Annotated in this window: 17 protein-coding genes and 5 pseudogenes; 13 read left to right on the top strand and 9 right to left on the bottom strand. The window is 63.4% G+C overall.

Annotated features, from left to right (window positions below):
- The first annotated feature begins 79 nt into the window (after nt 1-79).
- On the top strand, nt 80-952 hold the full coding sequence (locus L1787_RS11910; RefSeq protein WP_235709066.1) for an alpha/beta fold hydrolase: 873 nt from the start codon (nt 80-82) through the stop codon (nt 950-952).
- A 27-nt stretch (nt 953-979) separates the two neighbouring features.
- On the opposite strand, the gene L1787_RS11905 is transcribed toward L1787_RS11910, so the two are convergent.
- Nucleotides 980-1,759 carry an SDR family oxidoreductase gene (locus L1787_RS11905; protein ID WP_235709065.1) on the bottom strand — a complete coding sequence of 260 codons (780 nt, stop codon included), beginning with the start codon at nt 1,757-1,759 and terminating at the stop codon, nt 980-982.
- A complete protein-coding gene (locus tag L1787_RS11900) occupies nt 1,756-2,112 on the bottom strand; it encodes a nuclear transport factor 2 family protein (RefSeq protein ID WP_235709064.1) in 357 nt (118 codons plus the stop codon). The genes L1787_RS11905 and L1787_RS11900 overlap by 4 nt, the downstream gene beginning before the upstream one ends.
- 70 nt (nt 2,113-2,182) lie before the next feature.
- On the opposite strand from L1787_RS11900, the gene L1787_RS11895 reads away from it, so the two are divergent.
- Both L1787_RS11895 and L1787_RS11890 read left to right on the top strand, forming a co-directional pair.
- The gene (locus tag L1787_RS11895; protein ID WP_235709063.1) at nt 2,183-3,079 is read left to right on the top strand and encodes a LysR family transcriptional regulator; all 897 of its coding nucleotides are present in this window, start codon (nt 2,183-2,185) and stop codon (nt 3,077-3,079) included.
- 119 nt (nt 3,080-3,198) lie between these two features.
- A complete protein-coding gene (locus L1787_RS11890; RefSeq protein WP_235709062.1) occupies nt 3,199-3,741 on the top strand; it encodes a c-type cytochrome in 543 nt (180 codons plus the stop codon).
- 47 nt (nt 3,742-3,788) lie between these two features.
- Here L1787_RS11890 and L1787_RS11885 read toward each other — a convergent pair.
- Nucleotides 3,789-4,605 (bottom strand): annotated as a pseudogene (locus L1787_RS11885) (alpha/beta fold hydrolase).
- A 159-nt stretch (nt 4,606-4,764) separates the two neighbouring features.
- Between L1787_RS11885 and L1787_RS26235 the strand changes: the two are divergent.
- The 4 genes and pseudogenes from L1787_RS26235 to L1787_RS11865 all read left to right on the top strand — a co-directional run.
- A pseudogene (locus L1787_RS26235) lies at nt 4,765-4,959 on the top strand (hypothetical protein); the annotation flags it as partial.
- A 239-nt stretch (nt 4,960-5,198) separates the two neighbouring features.
- Nucleotides 5,199-6,191, top strand: coding sequence for a helix-turn-helix transcriptional regulator (locus L1787_RS11875; protein ID WP_235709061.1), 993 nt, complete (start codon nt 5,199-5,201; stop codon nt 6,189-6,191).
- A 160-nt stretch (nt 6,192-6,351) separates the two neighbouring features.
- Complete coding sequence (locus L1787_RS11870) at nt 6,352-7,350, top strand: hypothetical protein (protein WP_235709119.1); 999 nt, start codon at nt 6,352-6,354, stop codon at nt 7,348-7,350.
- Nucleotides 7,347-9,794 carry a vWA domain-containing protein gene (locus tag L1787_RS11865; RefSeq protein WP_235709060.1) on the top strand — a complete coding sequence of 816 codons (2,448 nt, stop codon included), beginning with the start codon at nt 7,347-7,349 and terminating at the stop codon, nt 9,792-9,794. Before L1787_RS11870 ends, L1787_RS11865 begins: the two co-directional genes overlap by 4 nt.
- Before the next feature lie 442 nt (nt 9,795-10,236).
- Here L1787_RS11865 and L1787_RS11860 read toward each other — a convergent pair whose 3' ends face one another.
- From L1787_RS11860 to L1787_RS11850, 3 genes are read right to left on the bottom strand one after another with little or no spacing between them, the layout of a single operon-like run.
- Nucleotides 10,237-11,655, bottom strand: a complete 1,419-nt coding sequence (locus tag L1787_RS11860; RefSeq protein ID WP_235709059.1) for a basic amino acid/polyamine antiporter — start codon at nt 11,653-11,655, stop codon at nt 10,237-10,239.
- Between the two features lie 16 nt (nt 11,656-11,671).
- Nucleotides 11,672-12,913: an arginine deiminase gene (gene arcA, locus L1787_RS11855; protein WP_235709058.1), complete on the bottom strand. Its 1,242-nt coding sequence runs from the start codon at nt 12,911-12,913 to the stop codon at nt 11,672-11,674.
- Nucleotides 12,914-12,938: 25 nt separating this feature from the next.
- Nucleotides 12,939-14,372 (bottom strand): basic amino acid/polyamine antiporter, encoded by a 1,434-nt coding sequence (locus tag L1787_RS11850; RefSeq protein WP_235709057.1) that lies wholly within the window; start codon nt 14,370-14,372, stop codon nt 12,939-12,941.
- A 252-nt stretch (nt 14,373-14,624) separates the two neighbouring features.
- On the opposite strand from L1787_RS11850, the pseudogene L1787_RS11845 reads away from it, so the two are divergent.
- The 6 genes and pseudogenes from L1787_RS11845 to greA form a co-directional block, all read left to right on the top strand.
- Nucleotides 14,625-14,732 (top strand): annotated as a pseudogene (locus tag L1787_RS11845) (IS5/IS1182 family transposase); the annotation flags it as partial.
- Nucleotides 14,733-14,738: 6 nt separating this feature from the next.
- Nucleotides 14,739-14,859 (top strand): annotated as a pseudogene (locus L1787_RS11840) (IS5/IS1182 family transposase); the annotation flags it as partial.
- A gap of 331 nt (nt 14,860-15,190) precedes the next feature.
- Nucleotides 15,191-15,781, top strand: a complete 591-nt coding sequence (locus L1787_RS11835; protein WP_235709056.1) for an NADPH-dependent FMN reductase — start codon at nt 15,191-15,193, stop codon at nt 15,779-15,781.
- Nucleotides 15,782-16,686: 905 nt separating this feature from the next.
- Nucleotides 16,687-17,109, top strand: coding sequence for an alternative ribosome rescue aminoacyl-tRNA hydrolase ArfB (gene arfB / locus L1787_RS11830; RefSeq protein ID WP_235709055.1), 423 nt, complete (start codon nt 16,687-16,689; stop codon nt 17,107-17,109).
- Nucleotides 17,110-17,277: 168 nt separating this feature from the next.
- The gene (locus L1787_RS11825; protein WP_235709054.1) at nt 17,278-17,979 is read left to right on the top strand and encodes a CDP-alcohol phosphatidyltransferase family protein; all 702 of its coding nucleotides are present in this window, start codon (nt 17,278-17,280) and stop codon (nt 17,977-17,979) included.
- Between the two features lie 327 nt (nt 17,980-18,306).
- Nucleotides 18,307-18,789 carry a transcription elongation factor GreA gene (gene greA, locus L1787_RS11820; protein ID WP_235709118.1) on the top strand — a complete coding sequence of 161 codons (483 nt, stop codon included), beginning with the start codon at nt 18,307-18,309 and terminating at the stop codon, nt 18,787-18,789.
- Nucleotides 18,790-18,874: 85 nt separating this feature from the next.
- On the opposite strand, the pseudogene L1787_RS11815 reads toward greA, so the two are convergent.
- From L1787_RS11815 to L1787_RS11805, 3 genes and pseudogenes are all read right to left on the bottom strand, one after another.
- Nucleotides 18,875-19,048, bottom strand: a pseudogene (locus L1787_RS11815) (transposase domain-containing protein); the annotation flags it as partial.
- A gap of 58 nt (nt 19,049-19,106) precedes the next feature.
- Nucleotides 19,107-20,045 (bottom strand): branched-chain amino acid ABC transporter permease, encoded by a 939-nt coding sequence (locus L1787_RS11810; protein ID WP_235709053.1) that lies wholly within the window; start codon nt 20,043-20,045, stop codon nt 19,107-19,109.
- On the bottom strand, nt 20,042-20,932 hold the full coding sequence (locus L1787_RS11805) for a branched-chain amino acid ABC transporter permease (RefSeq protein ID WP_235709052.1): 891 nt from the start codon (nt 20,930-20,932) through the stop codon (nt 20,042-20,044). The genes L1787_RS11810 and L1787_RS11805 overlap by 4 nt, the downstream gene beginning before the upstream one ends.
- Between the last annotated feature and the right edge of the window lie 52 nt (nt 20,933-20,984).

Here is a 20,984-nt window from a genome sequence, read left to right as displayed (position 1 = left end):
GCGGCCCGGATCGAGCGCGGGCGTGTAACCAACCTCCGCCATCTTGATGGTCTTCACACGGCGAATCAGGGAGACCTTGATGTTCTGCAATTCCAAACGGGCGAAATTCACCGCCTCCATCGCGGGCTCGCACATGCATGTGAGGGAAGCCGGCGCGGGCGATGCCGTGCTCCTCGGCCACAGCTACCTCTGGGACGGTGAGATGTGGCGGCCGCAGATGGAGATGCTCGCCGGCCGCTACCGCGTGATCGCGCCGGATCTGTGGGGCCACGGCGGGTCCGGCCCGCTGCCCGCCGGCACGACGATGCGCGACCTTGCCGAGCATCATCTCCTGCTGATGGACCAAATGAAGATCCGCCGGTTCGCGGTGATCGGCCTGTCGGTGGGCGCGATGTGGGCGGCCGAGCTCGCCCTCATGGCGCCGGGCCGCGTCACCGGCGTCGTGCTGATCAACAGCGCGCTGACACCTGAACCCGAACAAACCCGCGCCCGATATGACGCCTTGCTGCGTGCGGTCGAGGCCGCTGGATGCGTGACGCTTCCCGTCGCAGAGGCGGTCGCGCAGCTCTTCTTCTCGCCGGCACAAGAAGAGCGCTCGCCCCGCCTCATGGCCGACTTCGGCGCCCGGCTCCTCGGCTGGGACCGTGAGCGCCTCGCCGACAGCATCGTCCCTCTCGGCAGGCTGATCTTCGGCCGGGAGGATCGTCTCGCCGCCGTCGGCGCGCTCAGGATGCCGCGCCTCGTGATCGCGAGCGGTGAGGACAGATCCCGCACCATCGCCGAGGGCAAGGCGATGGCGACCGCGATGGACGCCGAGTTCGTGGCACTCCCCCGCGCCGGGCACATCGCTTCGCTGGAGGAGCCGGACCCCCTCTCGCCAAACATGACGCGGCTGCTCGAACGCGCGTTCGGACCGTCCGTCGAACCGCCCTTCCCGATGTGGTCCTACTGAGCCTTGCGTCTCGGATTGCGGCATCGTTCAGACCGTCGGGACGGTGCCGCCGTCGATGACGTATTCGGCGCCTGTGATCGTCGCAGCCCTCTCCGAAGCGAGGAAGGCGATCAGGCTCGCAACCTCTTCCGGCGCCGAAGGGCGGCCGATCGGAATGCCGCCAAGCCCGTCCATGATGATGCGCTTGCCGCCTTCGAGGTCGGTGCCGGCCTCCTGCGCAAGCCTCTCGGCGAGTTCCAGCGAGGACTCAGTCGCAATCCAGCCAGGCGCGACGCGCACGACGCGTACGCCTTTCGGCGAAACCTCCTTGGACAGCGCCTTGCTGTAGGCGGACAGCGCCGCCTTTGCCGCTGCGTAAGCGGTGGTGGACTGCGGCAGAGGAAGCTGCCGCTGGATCGAGCTGACGTGGATCACCACGCCCTCTCCCTCGTCCACCATGGCCGGCACCAGCGCTCTGTCGAGCCTAACGGCGGCCATGAGGTTGAGGTCGATCTCGGCGGTCCACGCGCCGTCATCCAGCGCGGCGAAACCGCCGGCCGGCGCAGTTGAGCCGCCGAGCATGTGGACGAGGATGTCGACGCCACCCAGCCGCGCTCGAGCTTCCTTCGCCAGCGTGGCGCAGCCCTCCGGTGTCGTGAGGTCGGCGGCGACGAACATTTTCTCCGGCAGGTCTGCCGGCCTCCTGCGTGCGGACGTCAGCACATTGGCACCGAGTTCGCGGAAGAGGGCGACGGTCGCCGCCCCCGCACCGCGCGTGCCGGAGGTCACCAGCGCGCGGCGACCGTCAAGCGTCAGAAACCGGCTCATGCGCCGATCCTGAGCTGGGTGATGGCACCATCCGCAAGACGGAAGGCGAACGTCAGATTGGCGGGACTGCCGGGGAAGTTGCCGGCGACCTTCGCCTGCACCTCGGTGACGTCGCCTTTTTGCTCAATGGCGAAAGGCTCCGCGGTGTGCTCGGTCTTCGCCTTGGCGGCCCGCCACCATGTCTCGATGGCATCTAAGCCGCGGTAGGTCTTCCCTTCATCCTCGACGACAGCGTCCTTGGCGAACGCGCTCATGGGCGCGGCTCCGTCGGCTTTTCCGTCGGCCTCAAAGTACGTCTTGATCGGCGATGGCAGGTTCATGAAACGCATCCCTTCGGTCTCTTGCTTGAGCATCGGATTTGGGGTCGACAACCGTCCCGGTTAGCGGGATGAATCGGGATGAGACATTGCGGATTTCGCAATAATGTATCGGCCGGCTCTCAATGACCTTCATGCCATTCTCGCTATCGCGCGCAGGGGTTCGTTTCGTGCCGCTGCGGGTGACCTCGGGATGTCCACCACGGCGCTCAGCAACGTGGTCGCAAAGCTGGAGGCCGAACTCGGTGTGCGGCTCTTCAACCGCACCACCCGCAGCGTTTCGCTGACCGGCGCGGGCCGCGCGTTCGTCGACGAGATCGCCGTCCCGCTCGAAGACATTCAAACCGCGATGGATGCGGCCCGCTCGCAGCAGGCGACGCCATCCGGAACGCTGCGGATCAACACGTTCGCGACCGCTGCGCGCGAGATCCTCTCACCGCTCGTTCTCACCTTCATTCGCCGATACCCGGAGGTGCAGGTCGACCTCGTAACCGAGGGCCGGATGGTGGACATCGTCGCCGAGGGGTTCGACCTCGGCGTGCGGGCCTGCAACCTCGTGCCGAGCGACATGATCGCCGTGCCGCTCGGGCGCCCGCAGCGCGCCGCGGTGGTGGGATCGCCGGCCTATTTCGAAGCGCACGCCCAGCCACAAACGCCGGCTGATCTCGGCCACCACCGCTGCATCCGCGTCCGCCTGCCGAGCGGTGCCCTCTACCGATGGCATTTCGAGAAGGATGGACAAAAGGCGGACGTGGACGTCACGGGTCCAGTCACGCTCGACGAAGCGTCGCTGGCGCGCAGTGCGGTGCTTGAGGGTATCGGCCTCGGCTACTTCCTGGAAGCCAACGTGCGGGCCGACATCGCGGAGGGCGATCTCGTGCGCGTGCTTGAGGACTGGACGCCGCCGCTAACGGACCTCTGCCTTTACTACCCGGGCCGCCGCAACGCATCCGCCGCCATGAAGGCCTTCGTCGCTCTCGCTCGCGAGGTCGGCCGACGATAGCAGTCCTGGTTGGCGTGGGCGCAACGGTTTCAGCCGAAACCAGAAGCTCCGGTTCTGAAATCCTCCGGCATTCGAGAAGGCTCAGGTCCGATCGACCTCACCGGCGAAAGGACCGTGGAATGAAACCCGCAGCCTGCTTCAACGCTCCTCGCAACACACCAAGGCCGATCGCCCTCCGGCTGGCGGCGTCGGCGCTCCTGATCCTCGCCGCAATGCCCGCCGGCGCACAGACGCCGGCTGTGGAGCGCGGCAGATATCTCGCCTCGATCATGGACTGCGGCGGGTGCCATGCGCCGCGGGACGCAAACGGTGTGCCCCTCCCCGGCGCCGGCCTTTCCGGCGGGACGGTCGGGTTCGAGGTTCCGGGGCTCGGCGCATTCTGGCCGCCCAACCTCACGCCGCACGACACCGGGCTCGGCGGCTGGACGACCGTTGATATCATCGCCGCGATTCGCTCGGGCGAGCGGCCGGACGGGCGGCTGCTGGCGCCCGCCATGCCCTTCGCGAACTACGCCCACCTCACGGACGCAGACGCCGCGGCGCTTGCCGCCTACCTCCAATCGCTCGAGCCGGTCGACCATCAGGTGCCACCGCCGGCCGGACCAGGTGTCGACACCCCCGCACCCGCGCCGGTCTTCCGCTTCGTCGCGCCGCAAGACTGACCCGCGTTTTCGGGTCCTCGCCGCCAGGACGAGGAACCGGGCACTGCTCACTTCCGGGCAAACGCCAGAAGATCCGCATTCACGACATCGGGATGCGTGGCAAAGAAGCCATGCGACAGGCCCGGATAGGTCTTCAGTTCTCCGTTCCGCACGAGCTTGATCGCCTTGTGCGCGGAATTCTCGATCGGGACGATCTGGTCGTCCTCGCCGTGAAGGATCGGAACCGGCACCGTGATCGACTGCAGATCCTGCGTGAAGTCGGTCTCGGAGAAGGCCGCGATCCCATCGTAGTGTGCCTTCGCACCGCGGGCCATGCCCTGACGCCACCAGTTGTCGATCAGACCCTGGCTGACTTCGGCACCGTCGCGGTTGAAGCCGTAGAACGGCCCGGACGGCACGTCGCGGTAGAACTGCGCACGGTTCGCCGTCAGTGCGGCGCGGAAGCCGTCGAACACCTCCTTCGGGATGCCGTCCGGGTTCGCCTCCGAGCGCACCATCACGGGCGGAACGGCGGTGAGCAGCGCCGCCTTCGCCACACGCCCCGCCTCCGCGCGGGCGACGTAGCGCGCAGCCTCGCCGCCGCCGATCGAGTGACCGATGTGGACCGTGTCGCGCAGGTCGAGCGCTGCGGCGAGATCGGCGACGTCGGCGGCTTAGTGGTCCATGTCATGACCAGTCGTCGCCCGAAAGCGGCCAGCCGTGGTGGAAGACCACGGGCTGCGCGTCCTTCGGCCCCCAGTCCTTGTAGAAGATTTCCGTTCCGTCGCGTGTTTCGATGGTCGCCATGGTGAAGTCTCCTTGTGTCTGAGCGTGGATGGGGCGCGGCAGGGCCGCCGCGACGGCGGTCGCTGCGGCCGTCAACATGAATGAGCGTCGGTTGACCTCGAGCGGCACCGTGGATCGCCTCGGTTTCGTTTAAACAGAGCTAAGCTCTCAATAGGACGATCGCGTGTGGCGGAACGGACAAATAGGAGGGCGAAACCGACACAGCCGCCGCGGACAGTGGCGAGCGTCGATGCTCGTGGCGCCTTCCCGAACATTCCGCCGAAGTCCAACCGGCGCTGGAAGAGCTGCTTCTCGCCCTTCCTCTACCGCGACCGGAACGCCATCGAGCGTATGTTCGGCCGCCTCAAAGACGACCGCCGCCGTCTGCCTCGCCGCGACCGTCAGCGAATGGATATGAGTCCCGACCCTACGGGGGATCGCCATGGTTCGTGAGCTACTCTAGCTGAGCGATCCGCATCTTGAGAGGTTTGCGCCGGTTCTGATCCTATTGCCGCCGTTCCGGATGCTCCGATCGCGGCACCCAACCTGGGATTGGTTCGGTCCCCACGGACGGCATAGCCGGGGCGGGGGTTGCTGATCGCGACGCTCGACAACAAGAGACCTTCATGCCTTAATGTGATCTTTATACGAGAAGTACATTCGGCGGCGATAACGCCACTCATGGGAAGCGAATGACGATATTATCCATCCGCTCTCAAGATTTTGATGTTTCCCGCCGCGTCGAAGAATTTCAGAATGTCGTTGCGGCCATAACAAAGGTGAACTTCGTCCCAGACGATGAAGATTCCTTCACCTCCGAGACCTCAATCGGCATCACGCGAAACCTGATCGTCGGTTATGGGCGGCACTCCGCGTCAACGGCATTTCGCACGTCCGGCCATGCCGCCGAGACCGACGACAATGTGATGTTCCACATGCCGCTTTCGGGAAGCTGTTCCATCGAACAGCGAGGCGGCGAACGCATCGAACTGAAAACCGGCCTTGTCTACGCCGATCCCGGCACGGTCCCCGGCGTCATCAGGTTTCATGGTGAACCCACCGAAGCGTTTTATGTGTCCATCCCCCGCATCCATCTCTCTGCGGCGACCTTGGGACTCAATGCCATGCTCCGCGGCACGGCATCGCTAACTCCACAATGGCGTCTGTTTTTCAACTACGCCCGCAGTCTGCATGAGGAAATGTCGAAGCTTGCGCCTGTGGAGGCGGAGCAATGCGCGACGCATGTGCAAGACTTGGCATTGATGGCGCTCGGCGCGACACGAGAAGCCGCCGAGGTCGCAGCAGGTCGCGGTGTAAGAGCAGCGCGGCTGAAATCCATCAAAGCGGATGTCGAGCGCCATCTGACCGCGCCTGATTTGACGGCGGCCGGAGTGGCCAAGCGTCACGGCATCAGCCCCCGTTATCTGCGCTCACTGTTCGCGAGCGAGGGCACCTCGTTCGGGGATTTCGTTGCCACGCGGCGTCTGGCGCTGGCCCACCGAATGCTCTCCGATCCGGGCAAAGCCGGAAACAGTATCGCCGGCATCGCTATGAGTGCAGGGTTCGGTGATCTGTCATGGTTCAATCTCCGCTTTCGCCGCGCCTATGGGATGTCGCCCAAGGATGTCCGCGCTCTCGCGTCGAGCGGATCACCCGGACATCTGCTCCGCTCTCCCACTGTTTGACCTCCCCTCTCCCCAAGACGGGCGATACCGGTCCACTTAATCTGCACCATGCGCACCTTGGCCGATCGGCGGGGGTGAAACGTATGCGCGAATGAGAGATCGAATGGAATCAAAGCCGTTCAATGATGGCTCGCCCTCGTCACGATCGGAAAGAAACGTGATGTGGGATTTCTCGGTCTCTCGCTCCCTTGGCCTCATGGGCCGCACGATGCCCTTCATCGCCGTGCGCGTGGTCGTCTATTTCGGCATGGCAATGGCGTATGTCGTCGCGACCGGCACAGGTGCCGGGATCGGTTGGGGGGTCGGCGCGCTCGGTGATGACGCGTTCCGCGCCGGAGCGATCTTCTGGGGTGGTGCAATCGGGTTCGGCTTGACCGCCGGCGTTCTCTACATCCTGCGCGAATATGTTCTCTATATCGTCAAGGCAGGCCATGTCGCGGTGCTGGTTGAACTACTCGACGGGCGCGACCTGCCTTCTGGCAAGTCGCAGGTCTCCCATGCAATTGCCGTGGTCAAGCAGCGCTTCGGCGAAGCCAGCGTGCTGTTCGCCATTGATCAGCTGGTCAAAGGCGTGTTGCGGACAGTGACCGGGCTCATTCAGGGAATCGCCTCGTTCCTGCCTATCCCCGGCTTGCAGCAGATGACGGGCATCCTGCGCGCCTTCCTCAACATTTCGGTTGGATTCATCGACGAGGTTATCCTCGCCTACGCCATCCGCACCGGATCGACCAATCCGTGGCAGTCGGCGCGGACCGCGCTGGTGCTCTACGGGCACAATTACAAGCCCATGCTCAAGAACGCAGCTTGGTTGACGATCATCGTCTACGGGCTTTCGTTCCTGGTCTTCCTTCTGATGCTGGCGCCCGCTGCAGCTCTGGTTTGGTTCATTCCCGGTGCATGGTCCGCAGGCGGTTTCATCTTCGCGCTGCTCTTTGCATGGGCCGTCAAGGCCGCGCTGATCGAGCCCTTCGCCATCACGTGCATGATGGACGTTTACTTCAAGACGATCGAGGGGCAGCAACCCAGCCCCGAATGGGACGCCAGATTGTCCGGCGTCTCGAAGCAATTCAACAGGATCAAGGATGAAGCCAGTGGCTGGCGCGGCGTGCCAGCCCCTGGCTTTGACGTATCGGTTCGTGAGGAAGGATCGACTTCGTGATTTCGCACCAAACGAGGAAAACGAGCCCGCTGGCTGGCTTGAGGCGCATCGGGATCGGGTATTTGGCGGCGTTCTGCTTCTTGTGCGGATTCGCGTTTCCTGTTGCGGCCCAGCAGGCGGATAGCGCCTCGATCCTGATCTACGATGCATCGGGCTCGATGTGGGGGCAACTCGACAGAGGTGTTACCAAGGTCGAAGTCGCCCGCGACGTGATCGGTGATTTCTTCGTCAGTCGCGATAATGCGGTGCCGCTAGGGGTCATCGCCTATGGCCATAACCGGCGCGGGGACTGCTCCGATATCCAGGTGATCGCCGATGTGGGGATCAACGACCCAACGGGGCTGTCATCGAGCCTGCATAGTCTCAATCCGCGCGGCATGACGCCGATCACGGATGCGCTCTCGCTCGCTGCATCCATGATCCCCCCCACGGCGGAATCAGCCGACATTATCCTCGTGACCGATGGGCTTGAAACCTGCGACGCCGATCCCTGCGCGCTGGCCGCGCAACTGGCGCAAGAGGGAATCGCCATCCGAGCCCATGTCGTCGGCTTCGGACTAACGTCTCAGGAAGCGGCAGCGATGAGCTGCGTGTCCGATGTTACGGGCGGGCTGTTGCTGACACCTCAGACGGGGCAGGAACTGGCCGACGCGCTCGACCAGATCGCGGCCGTCGAACCGACGCCCGAGCCTGAGTCGGTTGAGGAAGCGTTCTTCGACGTCGGCCCAAAGGCGGAGGCCGGGCACACCTATTCCATTTCATATCAGGGTACCGCGCGTCCCGACTATTACGCCGGCTTTACCCCGCGCGGAGAAGGCATGCCGTCAGTCAGCCCGTCCTTCGGCGTGATCGGCGGCGCTGGTGAAGCGGGCAACAATCCCTTCTCGAGAACAGCGCCGACCGACGCCGGTGAATACGACCTGATCATGCTCACGCATCAAGGCACAATCATCGCCACTCAGCCCATCGAGGTCGTGCCGCCATCCAACGGCTTCGACGCCATCGGATCGGTCGAGCCTGATACACGGTTCGAGTTTACCTGGCGTGGCCCCAATCAAGTCGGCCAGCGTATCGTGATCTCCCGGCCCGACGCTGCGCCCAACGACTATCAAGACAGTTGGGGCCATCCCTTCAGCAATCGGCAAACCCAACGCATGGGCCTTCGGGCACCGGCGGAGCCCGGCGTCTACGAACTGCGCTACCTTTCGGGCAACCAGCACGAGATATTGTTCTCCCGCCGGTTCGGTGTAGGCGTTCCCTTCGAGGACACCGACCTCACCAATACCGCCGACCTCGCCGCGCACGCCGCCGCGGTGACGCAAGCCGCGCCCGGCCAGGACGCCATGCCAATGGTGCGTGCGACCTTCCGTATCCCGGACAATTTCCCACAGATCCCGCTCTGGTGGTCGGCAGTCCCGCTTGATCCGGATATGAGCCCGGAAGCCTGGTCGCCCATTTCCGAAATGAGCGTCGCCGAGGGCGAGTTCGAGCCGGGCCGCTATCGGGTTTCTACGACAGGACCGGGCGAAGTGGAGTTCAGCACCGAAGTGGAAATCTACCCCGGTCGGGACAACGATTTCGTCATACCGCCGATTGACGAGTCTGATGACGAGGCTTCCGCGACGCTCGACGGTCCGTGGCAGATTATCTCGGTGCCGCCCTATCAAGTGCAGGCGGGGCCGGAGCAGCTGCTGACGTTGGCTCTCGAACAGGCGCGGCCCGATGGTCCTATCGGCGGAAGCTGGACAGCTCAGGAGAGCCTCGCCGGTCCGCAGGCGACCGGACGCGAAGGCACGATCACGACAGCGACGCCCTTTGGTGACGCGCTGCGCATGACCTTCACTGTGGGCGAGCCGATCCCCGCGCCCATGACGCTCTATCTGACGCGCTATGGCATCGGCTATGCTGGAACGCTTTCCTCCGGCGCGCAGGGCGTCAGCGTCGTGATGTGGCCCGGCGGTTTTGTGCCCCCTTCGCTACCCGACATGCGTGCGGCCGTGCATGGCCCGGCACCATCAGATTTCGTGGATTTGACCGCCTCCGACCCATCCACGAGCACAGCCGGTCCGACAGCGGACGGGATGGCCTTCCGCTGCATGGACACTCCGGCGGGCTGCCCGTTCCGTCACGAGGCCAGTGGGGTTTCTGCTACGCTTCCCAACAACTGGTCGATGACCGAGCCTTACTTCTACGAAACGGCTGGCGGCGCGCGCGCCGATCTGCCGACGGCCTCCTTCATTGCGGAAGATCTCGGCAACATCATCAGCGTCGAGCTCAACCCGCTTCAATGGATGGATGCGAACGGTCCCTGCCGGGCCATCGGTGCTCATCAACTCTGCATGTTCAGCGGACAGGGTATGCGAGCAGAGATCGGGTTCAAGGATATTGCTTCCTCGCTTCAGGTCACTTCATCGGGGCCGGACGATGCGGTCGCCGCGGAGTAGGACCCCCCAGCACCAGCGACACCAAAAAGGGTACCCCGAAAAGGCCAGCGTAGAAGTGCCAGCGCCAGAGCGCCCGGTAGAGGTCGAGCTGCAAACCTGCGACCCGCGGGGCAACTGTGGCGCCGACTCATGCGGCGCGCGGCTTCAGTGAACGGTGGCCCTGCCGGGTGCGCATGACGGACGATCGGCACGCTTTTCCCATTGCCTCGAACCGGCTCAGACGGAACTTCGTAACGGCACGATTGAACCAGGTGTGGAGAACCGATCCGACCTACGTTCCCACCCATGAAGGCGGGACTTCCTTGTGACGCTCATCGACACGGCGGGCCCCGTCGTTCGATGATGACCGCCTTCAACTCGGCGAGCGTGATGCTCCCGTGTATCCGTAAAAGGGAAATCTATATATAAATAGTAAATATATACTTTTCATGGAATGAAAAATTTAGATCCGTATATATCCGGATAACAATCCCCATAATGCAAGCGCGGCGCCAGAGGAAATAATTGCGAAAATACCTCCCTCGGCTTTCGTAAATACCCGATTTTTACGCTCTATCTGAGTGATGATAAACAAGGCAGTCCCGAATGCATAGATTATCAGGGCCAGCAATAGGTATTGGAGACCGCCTGCAAATATGAGGCCGACGGCGTAAAGCGTTGCAAGGAGCGCCACGACGAGATCGCCGCCGCGCTCCTTGACGAGCGTGCCATCCTCTTTGATCGCCAACTTCAGCGCGTAGGCCGCCGTCAGGAGATAAGGGAGGAGAATCATAGAAGACGTGAGTTTCACCGCGAGGATGAACGCCTCCTCGGCGAAGAGGGTCGCGATCAGGAACGTCTGGACGAGCCCATTCGTCAGCCACAGCGCGGCCGAAGGGACGGCGTTGCGGTTCTCGCGTGCGAGGAAGGCCGGCATGCTCTCCATTTTCGCGGCCGAGAAGAGCACTTCGGCCGCCAGGAGCGACCAGGCAAGATAGGCTCCGAGCACCGAGATGATGAGGCCGACGCTCACGAACACGGCCCCCCAGCGGCCGACCACCGCCTCGAGAACCCCCGCCATCGACGGGTTGCGCAAGGCCGCGAGGTCCGGGCGCAGGAGCACCCCGTATGACAGCATCGTCACGAGGACGAGGAGGCCGAGAACCCCCAAAAAGCCCAAGATCGTCGCGAGGCCAACATCGGATCGACGACGCGCATAGCGCGAATAGACGCTCGCCCCTTCGATCCCGACGAATACGAACACGGTAACGAGCATCGTCCCGCGCACCTGCGCACCGAGCCCGACCGCCTCGAAACCGGGCCCTCCTCCGAGATTTTCCGCGAAGGTTGGCGCGTCGAACGCGAACGCGACGATCGCGATGAAGACGAGGATCGGAATGATCTTCGCGATGGTGACGATGGTGTTGAGCGTCGACGCCTGCTTCACCCCACGGAGGATCATGAAGTGGAATGACCAGATGCCGATCGACGACACCGCCACCGCCGCTATCGTATTGCCGTCGCCGAACACCGGAAACACGGACCCAAGCGTCGATTTGATCAGCACCCAATAGGACACGTTGCCGAGGCAACCGACCGTCCAATAACCGAGCGCAGACAGAAAGCCGGGATAGTTGCCGAAGCCTGCCCGCGCGTAGGCGTAAACGCCGACATCGAGCTCCGGCTTTTTGCGCGCCAGCGTTTGGAAGACGAGCGCGAGCATCAGCATGCCCCCGCCCGCGATCGCCCACGCGATGAACGCCGCGAGCCCTCCCGCGACGCGACCGAAGGTCTGAGGCAGAGAGAAGATCCCGGCGCCAACCATCGAGCCGACGACCATCGCCGTCAGCGCCGGCAAGGCGAAGGTCTGTCGCGACGCCATCCGGGCGCGACGTCCCCTAGAAATCGACCGGGTCGCGGCTGATCGGACAGGTCATGCAGTGACCGCCGCCGCGACCACGCCCAAGCTCGGACCCGTCGATCGTGATCACCTCGATCCCGGCTTTCCGCAGGAGCGTGTTGGCGTAGGTGTTACGGTCGTAGGCGAAGACGACGCCCGGCGAGGCGCAGACGAGGTTCGCGCCCGAATCCCACTGGGTGCGTTCGCGCATATAATCGTCGCCTCCCGTCTCCACGACGCGCATCTCCTTGAGCCCGAGCGCGTCGCGGACGGTCTCGACGAGCGAGCCCTTCTCCATATGCACCTCGAACTTGCCCGGCTTGTCGCTCGGCCGGAGCGAGAACGCCTCGATCTTATCCACGATGTCCGGATAGATCAGGACGCAATCGCGGTCGGCGAAGGTGAAGACGGTGTCGAGATGCATCGCCGCGCGCAGTTTCGGCATCGCGGCGACGATCACCCTCTCGGCCGCGCCCGCCTCGAACAGCTTCGCAGCGAGCTGCCCAATCGCCTGACGCGAGGTGCGTTCGCTCATGCCGATGAGAACGTTGCCGCGCCCGATCGGCATGACGTCGCCCCCTTCGAGCGTCGCGAGACCCCAGTCCTTCGTCGGATCACCCCACCAGACGTGCACCTTGCCCGCAAAATCAGGGTGGAAGGTGTAGATCGCGGTGGTGAGGATCGTCTCCTCGTGCCGCGCGGGCCAATATAGCGGGTTCAGGGTCACGCCGCTGTAGATCCAGCAGGTCGTGTCCCGCGTGTAGAGCGTGTTAGGGAGGGGCGGCAGCAGGTATTCCGCCGGCCCCGGCGCATCGCGAATGAGGCGCAGCGCCTCGCCTTTCAAGGTCTCCGGAAAGTCGCGGGTCGACAGGCCGCCGATCAGCGCCTCGGCGAGCTCCCGGTCGGAAAGTCGCTCGAGATAGTCGCGGATCTCGTCCACCAGCATGATGCCCACCTGGTTCGGCACCACCTGCTGATCCAGAATCCACTTCTTCGCCTCGGGGATCGCCACCGTCTCGGCGAGAAGGTTATGCATCTCGACGACCTCGACGCCGCGATCCCGCATCTTGGTCACGAAGTCGAAATGGTCGCGCTTGGCGACGTCCACCCACAAGACATCGTCGAAGAGCAGCGCGTCGCAATTCGATGGGGTCAGGCGCTGGTGCGCTCGTCCCGGCGCGCACACCAGGACCTTGCGCAGCTGACCCACCTCGGAATGCACGCCGAAAGTCGTGTCCATGGGTGTCCTCCACTTTTTCGTGTTGTTATGGGCTGATGAGCCCGGTCACGAGGCCATAAAATCCGACGAGGCCACCGATGAGGGTCACCAGGAACGCGACGAGCTCGACCGGGGTGAAGAGCTTGGCGTTCTGTTCACGCCGAGCCCACACGTAAAGAATCGTCCCCGGCACGAAGAGTACTGTGACGAGGATCACGTACTTCAGCCCAGCCGCGATAAACATGAAGATCGTGTAGATGACCGCGATCCACGCGAAGATCTGGTCTCGGCGCCGCTCGCGCGGCGTCGTTTCGTAGCCGATGCCGCGGCGGGCGACGAGCACCCCATAACCCGCGACGAGAAGATAAGGCAGAAGCGTCGTCACGCTCGTCATGTCGAGCATGAAGTTGAAGGCGTCGCGCGACCAATAGGTCGAGATCACGAACAGCGAGACGACGACGTTGGTGAGCCAGAGCGCCGCGGCCGGCACGCGATTCTTGTTCTGCGACGTGAAGAGGCGCGGCATGTCCTTGGACTTGGCGGCCGCGAACAGCACTTCGGCGCAGATCAGCGACCACGCGAGATAGGCGCCGAGCACCGAGATCAGCACGCCGATCGAGATGAACACCGCGCCCCAATGGCCGACCACGAGCTCGAGCGCGCCGGCGAGCGAAGGGTTCTGCACGCCTGCGATCGCTGCGCGCGGCGCGGTCGCGTAGGGCAGCAGCGTGACGGCAACCATCAATCCCGTGACGGCCACGAAGCCGAGGATCGTCGCGGAGCCGATGTCCGCGCGAGTCTTGGCAAAGCGAGAATAGACGCTCGCCCCTTCGATCCCCAGGAACACGAAAACCGTGATCAGCATGGTGTCGCGCACCTGCGCAATCAAAGTCTTCGCCGGCATGTCGACGCCGCCGAAGAAATTTTCGGAGAACTGCGTGTAATTGAACGCGAACGCCATGATCAGGATCGCGACGATGATGGGAACGATCTTCGCGACTGTCACAATCGCGTTGATGAACGTCGCCTGCTCGACACCCCGCAATATCATGAAGTGGAACGACCAGATGCCGAGAAGAGACACGATGATCGCAAGCGCGCTGCTTCCATCTCCGAAGATTCCGGGGAAGAAACGACCGAGTGTTGAGCCGATCAAAACCCAATAAAAAACGTTGCCGAGACAGCTCCCGAGCCAATAACCGAAGGCCGAGAGAAAGCCCATATAATCGCCGAACCCAGCCTTCGCGTACGCGAAAACACCGGAATCAATGTCTGGCCGCTTCTCGGCCAGCGCCTGAAAAACACGGGCGAGCATGTACATGCCGGTCCCCGCGATAGTCCAGGCGATAATCGCACCGAACGGGCCGGTTGCCGTTGCAAATCGGCCAGGCAAATTGAATATGCCTGCGCCCACCATTGAGCCGACGACCATCGCTGTGAGGGCGAGAAGCGAAAGTTTCCCAGAAGGCCCACCCGTCATTTCACCTCCCCGCCTTGTAAAAGGTTTTATAAATTATGCACGGGAGAAAAATATTATAGATCATGATCCTTGATATGAGCAAGGAAATTTCGCGAACTCTAATTCGTCTAGTCTCATCTTCCGGCAGTCTCACCATTTGGTTCTTGCCGCAGAGACAACTGACCTGGGCACCTGTCCCTTCTAGGCTCAGGACCCATAAAGATGGTCCGTTAATGCGAATCTGATTCCACGATCTCTCAAGGGGGGATCGTTGTGAGCAATGCGCACTTCTGGCTGAGCGAGGCTCGGGCCGAGAGCCTGGCACCGCTTCTGCCGACCGTCTCGCGAGGCAAGCCGAGGGTCGATGATCGCCGGGTCATTCACGTCGACAAGGCCTACGACACCAACGCGATCCGCCGTGCGGTCGAGGCTGGTGGCGCCTTCCCGAACATTCCGCCGAAATCCAGCCGGCGCTGGAAGAGCTTGCTTCTCGCCCTTCCTCTACCGCGAAACCGCCCCGGAAACAGACGCAACGGTTCGCTTATTTCGTTTCTCATAAGCTCGTCGGCCGCCTTCGCGGCGAAGAAGAGCACGGAATACGAAGCGGCCATGACGGGGTGAACCGCTGCGGTCTGTTGGGCCTCCGCAGCCTGCCCCGTCGTCCAGCCGCCCCACCATCCGCCTCGACAAACTAGACGCAGGGGCAGCGTTGTCAAAGCCGAGCATGGTCCGAAGAATCCAGGTCGATCAGAACTGCAGTCATTCATTTTGGGTTGACGACATGTCAGTGGGGCGGGATGCAGCCTTGCCCAACCGTTGGGCGCACAAGGAGATGCACCATGGCCGACCGCATCCTCGTCCTGTACGGCTCGTACCGCGCCGATCGGCAGGGAATTCGCCTCGCGCGGTATCTCGTTGATGCGTTGACCGAGTTCGGCGCCGACACCGAACTGATTGATGCCAAGGCGCTCGATCTGCCGATGCTCGACCGGATGTATAAGGAATACGCCGCCGACGAAGCGCCTTCCGTGCTAAAGGAACTGGCCGGCAAGATCCGCACCGCCGACGCCTTCGTCTTCGTCACCGGTGAATACAATTGGGGTGTTCAGCCGGGACTGAAGAACCTGACCGACCATTTCCTCGAGGAATGGTTCTGGCGGCCTGCGGCGATCGCCAGCTATTCGGCCGGTCGCATCGCCGGCGCACGCGCCGCGCTCGCCTGGCACGGTACGCTATCGGAAATGGGGATGGTCGTCATTTCGAGCACGCTCGCCGTGGGCGGTATCGGCCACACTCTCGACGTCGACGCACAGCCGATCGGCGACGGCGGAGCTGCTCTGGCACAGGCCTTTCCGCGCTTCGCCGCCGATCTTGCCTGGTGGGCTGAGGCGGCCCGGGCGCAGCGCCTTGCAAAGGGCACACCGTACTGAACCGGCACAGCGCGGAGTGACCCCTCCCACACCGAGCGAGCTTCAGCATCAAAATCCTGGTCGCCGACCATGTTCGCCGTGGCAGATCCTGTCCCCCCGGGGCGGAGCGTGGCCGCATAGGTCGGCCACTGACAGTTCCACAACTCCCGTTGGCCATTTGCCGTCCACTGTCTGCGCTCCACGCGGAGGTGAGGGATGAAAGAGTGAGACGAGCAAAGCCGTCGGCATCAGGGCCAAGGCCGCCGACCGACAGGGCCGCGAGGCCGAGGATCGAATTGGCGGTCGCCGGGCCGCTCGCCGTACCCACCGTGATGGCGCCGAACGTTCCCTGGGACGCGCTCCCCGCGTAGGTCACGCTGACTCCATCGCCACCGTTCGACTCGACGGGTACGGCCCCCATCCCGGTGTTGATGGGCTGGTCGACGGTCGCGGTGATGACGGCCGAGGGGTTGACGGTCAGCGCGCCGCCATTGCCGCCCGCCGAAGGGCCGCCATCGGAGCCCGCGCCACCTTTCGAGAGCGCGAGGACGCTGCCATGTGCATCCAAGTGTTGCGGAATGTTGCCCTCTAGCCATAACACACTCCTGCTCCGCCTCTCCTGTATATTTGAAATAACTTAGGAAATACTGTTTCGGGAATATGGATCTTGCGTCGACCTCTCCGTCAAAACACATGATGTTAGAGCCGTGCCAATCCTAGGATGACATCTTCTGCCCGATAATACGTAGCAGGTGCTTCTCGCCCTCGGACGCTCAGCAACAGAGATGCCGGTTGCCGCTTCTTCCGTTGGAGCTGGGTGTGCCCGCGCCCACAAAGGCAGGACTTGATTGCCCAGCCGAACGGGACGAAGTAGCCTGCGGCCGCGTCGTCCTGTGTTCCACAAACTCCATCGCAAACGTGTGACGATGATCCGAATTACCTCCACGATCGCGATCGACGAGAGCGAGATCGACGAGAATTTCATTCGCGCCTCCGGTCCCGGCGGTCAGCACGTGAACAAGACGTCGTCCGCCGTCCAGCTCCGTTTCGATGCCCGCCGTTCACGATCGCTGCCAAACGATGTTGCCGTGCGTCTTATGCGGCTGGCGGGCAGCCGTCTGACCCGGGACGGCGTGATCGTCATCACCGCCCAAGCCCACCGCAGTCAGCAGAGAAATCGGGAAGACGCACTCGCGCGGTTGGTCGACCTCATCCGGGAAGCGACGACACAGAAAGCTGTCCGCCGAGCGACCAAGCCGTCGCTCGCGTCAAAGCGGCGCCGCCTGGAGGCGAAAGGCCGTCGTTCGACGATCAAGAACCTCAGGCAGGGCAAGCCCGGCCCAGAATAGCAAATGCCGCGGAGGACCGGGCGCTCGGGAGCCCACTCGGGGGCACGCCGGCCGTTCGCTTTTCGCTGTGACGGTGAAAGCTCAATCGAGCCGCTGCGGAAAGCCTCGAAACATCCATCCGGTACGGCCCGCTTTTTTCCATCGGCGGAAAAGGGTATCCGTTGTCGGATGCTCCTAAAAGCCTACGCTGTTCACCTCTTCACGGCCCTCGGCGCCTCGCTTGCCATGCTCGCACTGCTGGAGGCCGCGCAGCAGGATTGGGCCATGATGGCGATCTGGCTGGCCGTCGCCTTCGTCGTCGACGGGATAGACGGCCCTCTTGCCCGCCGCTACGACGTTCAAACCAATGCGCGCGTGATCGATGGGACACTGCTGGACCTGATCATCGACTTTCTCACCTATGTGATGATCCCCGCCTACGCCCTTTATGGATCGGGCCTGCTTCCAGGGTGGACGGGCTGGTTCGTGGTGCTTTTCATCCCGTTTGTCTCATCCCTTTACTTTGCTGATACACGCATGAAGACGGAGGACGGGTCGTTCCGTGGCTTTCCCGGATGCTGGAATATGGTGGTTCTGGCATTGCTGGTGATTCAGCCCGGTTGGGGAGTGATCCTCGGCCTGGTCCTGTTGCTGTCCGCTGCCCAGTTCCTCATGCTGCGGTTCATTCATCCGGTGCGTACGTCGCGCTGGCGGGCTGTGTCACTGCCCGTGGCGGTGATCTGGACAGGCTGCATTGCCTATTCCGCGTGGTTCGATTTCGCCCCGATGTCGGTATTGACCGGTATCGTGGCCGTAACGTCAGCCTATTTGCTGCTCGCGGGTATCGCACAGCAGATGATTTATAAATCGCGAAGCGCTGCACTGATTTAGAACGCTAGCGGACGGCGGGCCCCACCGGGTTACGTCGCGACGCCGTAGCGGGCGGGAGCTCAGCTTGGCCCGTTTGTGACAGGTCCGAACTTTCGGGGCATCGCTCTTCGTCGTATGCTGCCTCAAAGAAACAGCGTCGGTCGCCGGAATGGCCTCTGGGGGCTTGCTCGGAACGTCTGCTTTGGGCTCACCGCCGACCCGAGGTGGATCGGAATCATTCGGTTTTGGAAGCGTTGTACCGGGTGGACATCTCGGACATCCGATTGACCTCCCCTGTCGCACTGGTGATGCGATGGGCGCGTGATGGTCTTCGCGGAGGAGCCAACAGTGAGCGTCGCATTCAAGAAGGAGGACAGCGCCGACACCGCCTCGGAAACGGTGCTGCCCGACCGCCCGATCTCGCAACATCCGAACCTCGTGACCGCGCAGGGGCTCGCGGCGCTGGAGCGGCTGCTGGCCGAGGCGCGCCACGCCGTCGACGCCGCGTCGGGGATCGAGGACATCAACGAGCGGCGACGGCAGCAGGCGGTCCCGCTGCGCGACATGCGCTATCTCGCAGAGCGTGTCCGCACCGCCCAGGTGGTCGACGCGCCGGCATCGGCAGAGGCCGTGGCGTTTGGCGGAAACGTCACGTTCCGTCGCGACGACGGTCGGGTGCAGACATATCGCATCGTCGGCGAGGATGAAGCGGATCCCAGGACCGGAACGATTTCGTACGTCTCGCCGGTGGCGCAACGCCTCCTCGGCCGCGTGATCGGAGACGTGGTGGAGGTCGGCGGGCACGAACTTGAGGTCGTCTCCATCACGTGACGGTGGCATCTTCAGGGGATGCATCGTCGGCGATGTAGAGAGCTGCTAGACGGTGGTCCCGCCGTGCGCCTCGTCGATCAACCGATTAAGCCCGCATGACTCGAGACCAAGCGCCTCGACCGGATGACCGCAAGCGGTCCGCCGAGGCCGTCAACACAGGGATCGGGTGCCAAGGCATGAGATCGTCGGGCTGACGGTTGGGCCAGCCGCCGGCGATGCGCTCCAGGGTGAGGCTCAGCCAAGCGTGCGGGTCGATGCCGTTGAGTTTTGCCGCGTTAGCGCTCCCTTATCCCTCCCCTCGCTCCGGCGGCGGTGTGTCAGCGCCACCCCAGCCGGGCGAGGATCTCGCCGACGATTCCGCGACGGAAGGTGAGCACGCAGACGACGAAGATCACGCCCATGACCACCGTGACCCATGAGCCGATCGTTGCAAGGTAGTTCTGCAGCGTGACGATGACACCGGCGCCCACGACCGGGCCTAGGATCGTGCCCATGCCGCCGATCAGCGTCATCAGCACCACCTCGCCGGACATGTGCCAGTGGACGTCGGTCAACGTCGCGGTCTGGAAGACGATCGACTTGGTGGCGCCGGCGAGGCCGGCCAGCCCCGCCGAGATTGTGAACGCCATCACCTTGATCCGCGCGACCGGATAGCCGAGCGAGATCATGCGGGCCTCGTTCTCCCGGATTCCCTTCAGCGCCTGGCCGAACGGAGAATGCACCGTCCGCTGGATCATTGCGAAGCCGACGACGAAAATCGCCGCGACGAAGAAGTACATGTTGAGGCTGTCGCGCAGATCGATCAGGCCGAACAGCCTGCCCCGCGGGATACCCTGGATACCGTCCTCGCCATGCGTGAAAGGCACCTGCAGGCAGAAGAAGTACACCATCTGGGCCAGCGCCAGGGTGATCATCGCAAAATAGATGCCTCTCTGCCGGATTGCGATGGCGCCGAAAACGAGGCCCATGAGCGCCGCACCGACGGCCCCGGTCAGAATGCCGAGGAGTGGATCGAAACCCCACTCCTTGACGACGTGGCCGGTGTAATACGCCGCCATCCCGAAGAACGCGGCGTGCCCGAACGATAAGAGCCCGACATAGCCAAGCATCAGGTTGAACGCGCACGCGAACAGCGCGAAGCACAGGAGCTTCATCAGGAACACCGGGTAGAGGCCGGTGAAGGGAGCGACGACGAGCAAGGCGAGGCCCGCGGCCGCGAGAAGAAGATTGGCCGCGCGTCCGGCGGGGAAGCTCATTCGCGTGACCTCCCGAACAAACCGTGTGGCCGGATGATGAGCACGATCGCCATGATCACGAAGATCACCGTGGAGGAGGCTTCCGGGTAGAAGGTGCGCGTCAGCCCCTCGATCAAGCCGATGCCGAGGCCCGTCACGATGGAGCCGAGGATCGAGCCGAGCCCGCCGATGACGACGATTGCAAAGACGACGATGATCAGATTCTGCCCCATGATCGGGCTCACGGTGTAGATCGGCGCCGCGAGGACGCCGGCGAACCCGGCGAGCGCCACGGCGAATCCGTAGGTGAGGGTCATCATCAGCGGCACGTTGATGCCGAACGCCCGCACGAGGTCGGGCCGCTCGACGGCGGCGCGCAGGTAGGAGCCGAGCCGCGTGCGCTCGATCAGAAGCCATGTGCCGAAGCACACCAGCAGCGAGGCGACGATGACCCAGGCGCGATAAGTCGGCAAAAACATGAAGCCGAGATTGTAGCCGCCGGTCAGCATCTTCGGTGGCGCGTAGGGCTGACCGGAGACACCGTAGAAGTTGATGAACGTCCCCTCGATGATGAGGGCGAGACCGAAGGTGAAGAGCAGCCCGTACAGGTGGTCGAGCTCGTAGAGGCGCGACAGCATCGTGCGCTCGATGACGATGCCTGCGGCGCCGACGATCAGCGGCGACAGGATGAGCGCCGGCCAGTAGCCGATGCCGAGATACGTCAAGAGCAGCCACGCCATAAAGGCGCCCAGCATGTAGAGGGCGCCGTGCGCGAAGTTGATCACGTTCAACACGCCGAAGATGACCGCGAGACCGAGGCTGAGCAGCGCGTAGAACGCGCCGTTGATCAGCCCGATCAAAAGCTGGCCGAACAACAGCGGAGCTGGGATGCCCAGGAGCTCCTGCATTCGGCGATTCCCCCTCACTTTGGTCTGGAGATGGCGGGGTCCGAGGGCATGC

Source organism: Acuticoccus kalidii (assembly GCF_021556395.1).
In the GTDB taxonomy this organism is placed as follows: Bacteria; Pseudomonadota; Alphaproteobacteria; order Rhizobiales; family Amorphaceae; genus Acuticoccus; species Acuticoccus kalidii.
Note: the sequence above shows the minus strand (reverse complement) of the source record. Positions and strands in the feature narration are given on the sequence as shown.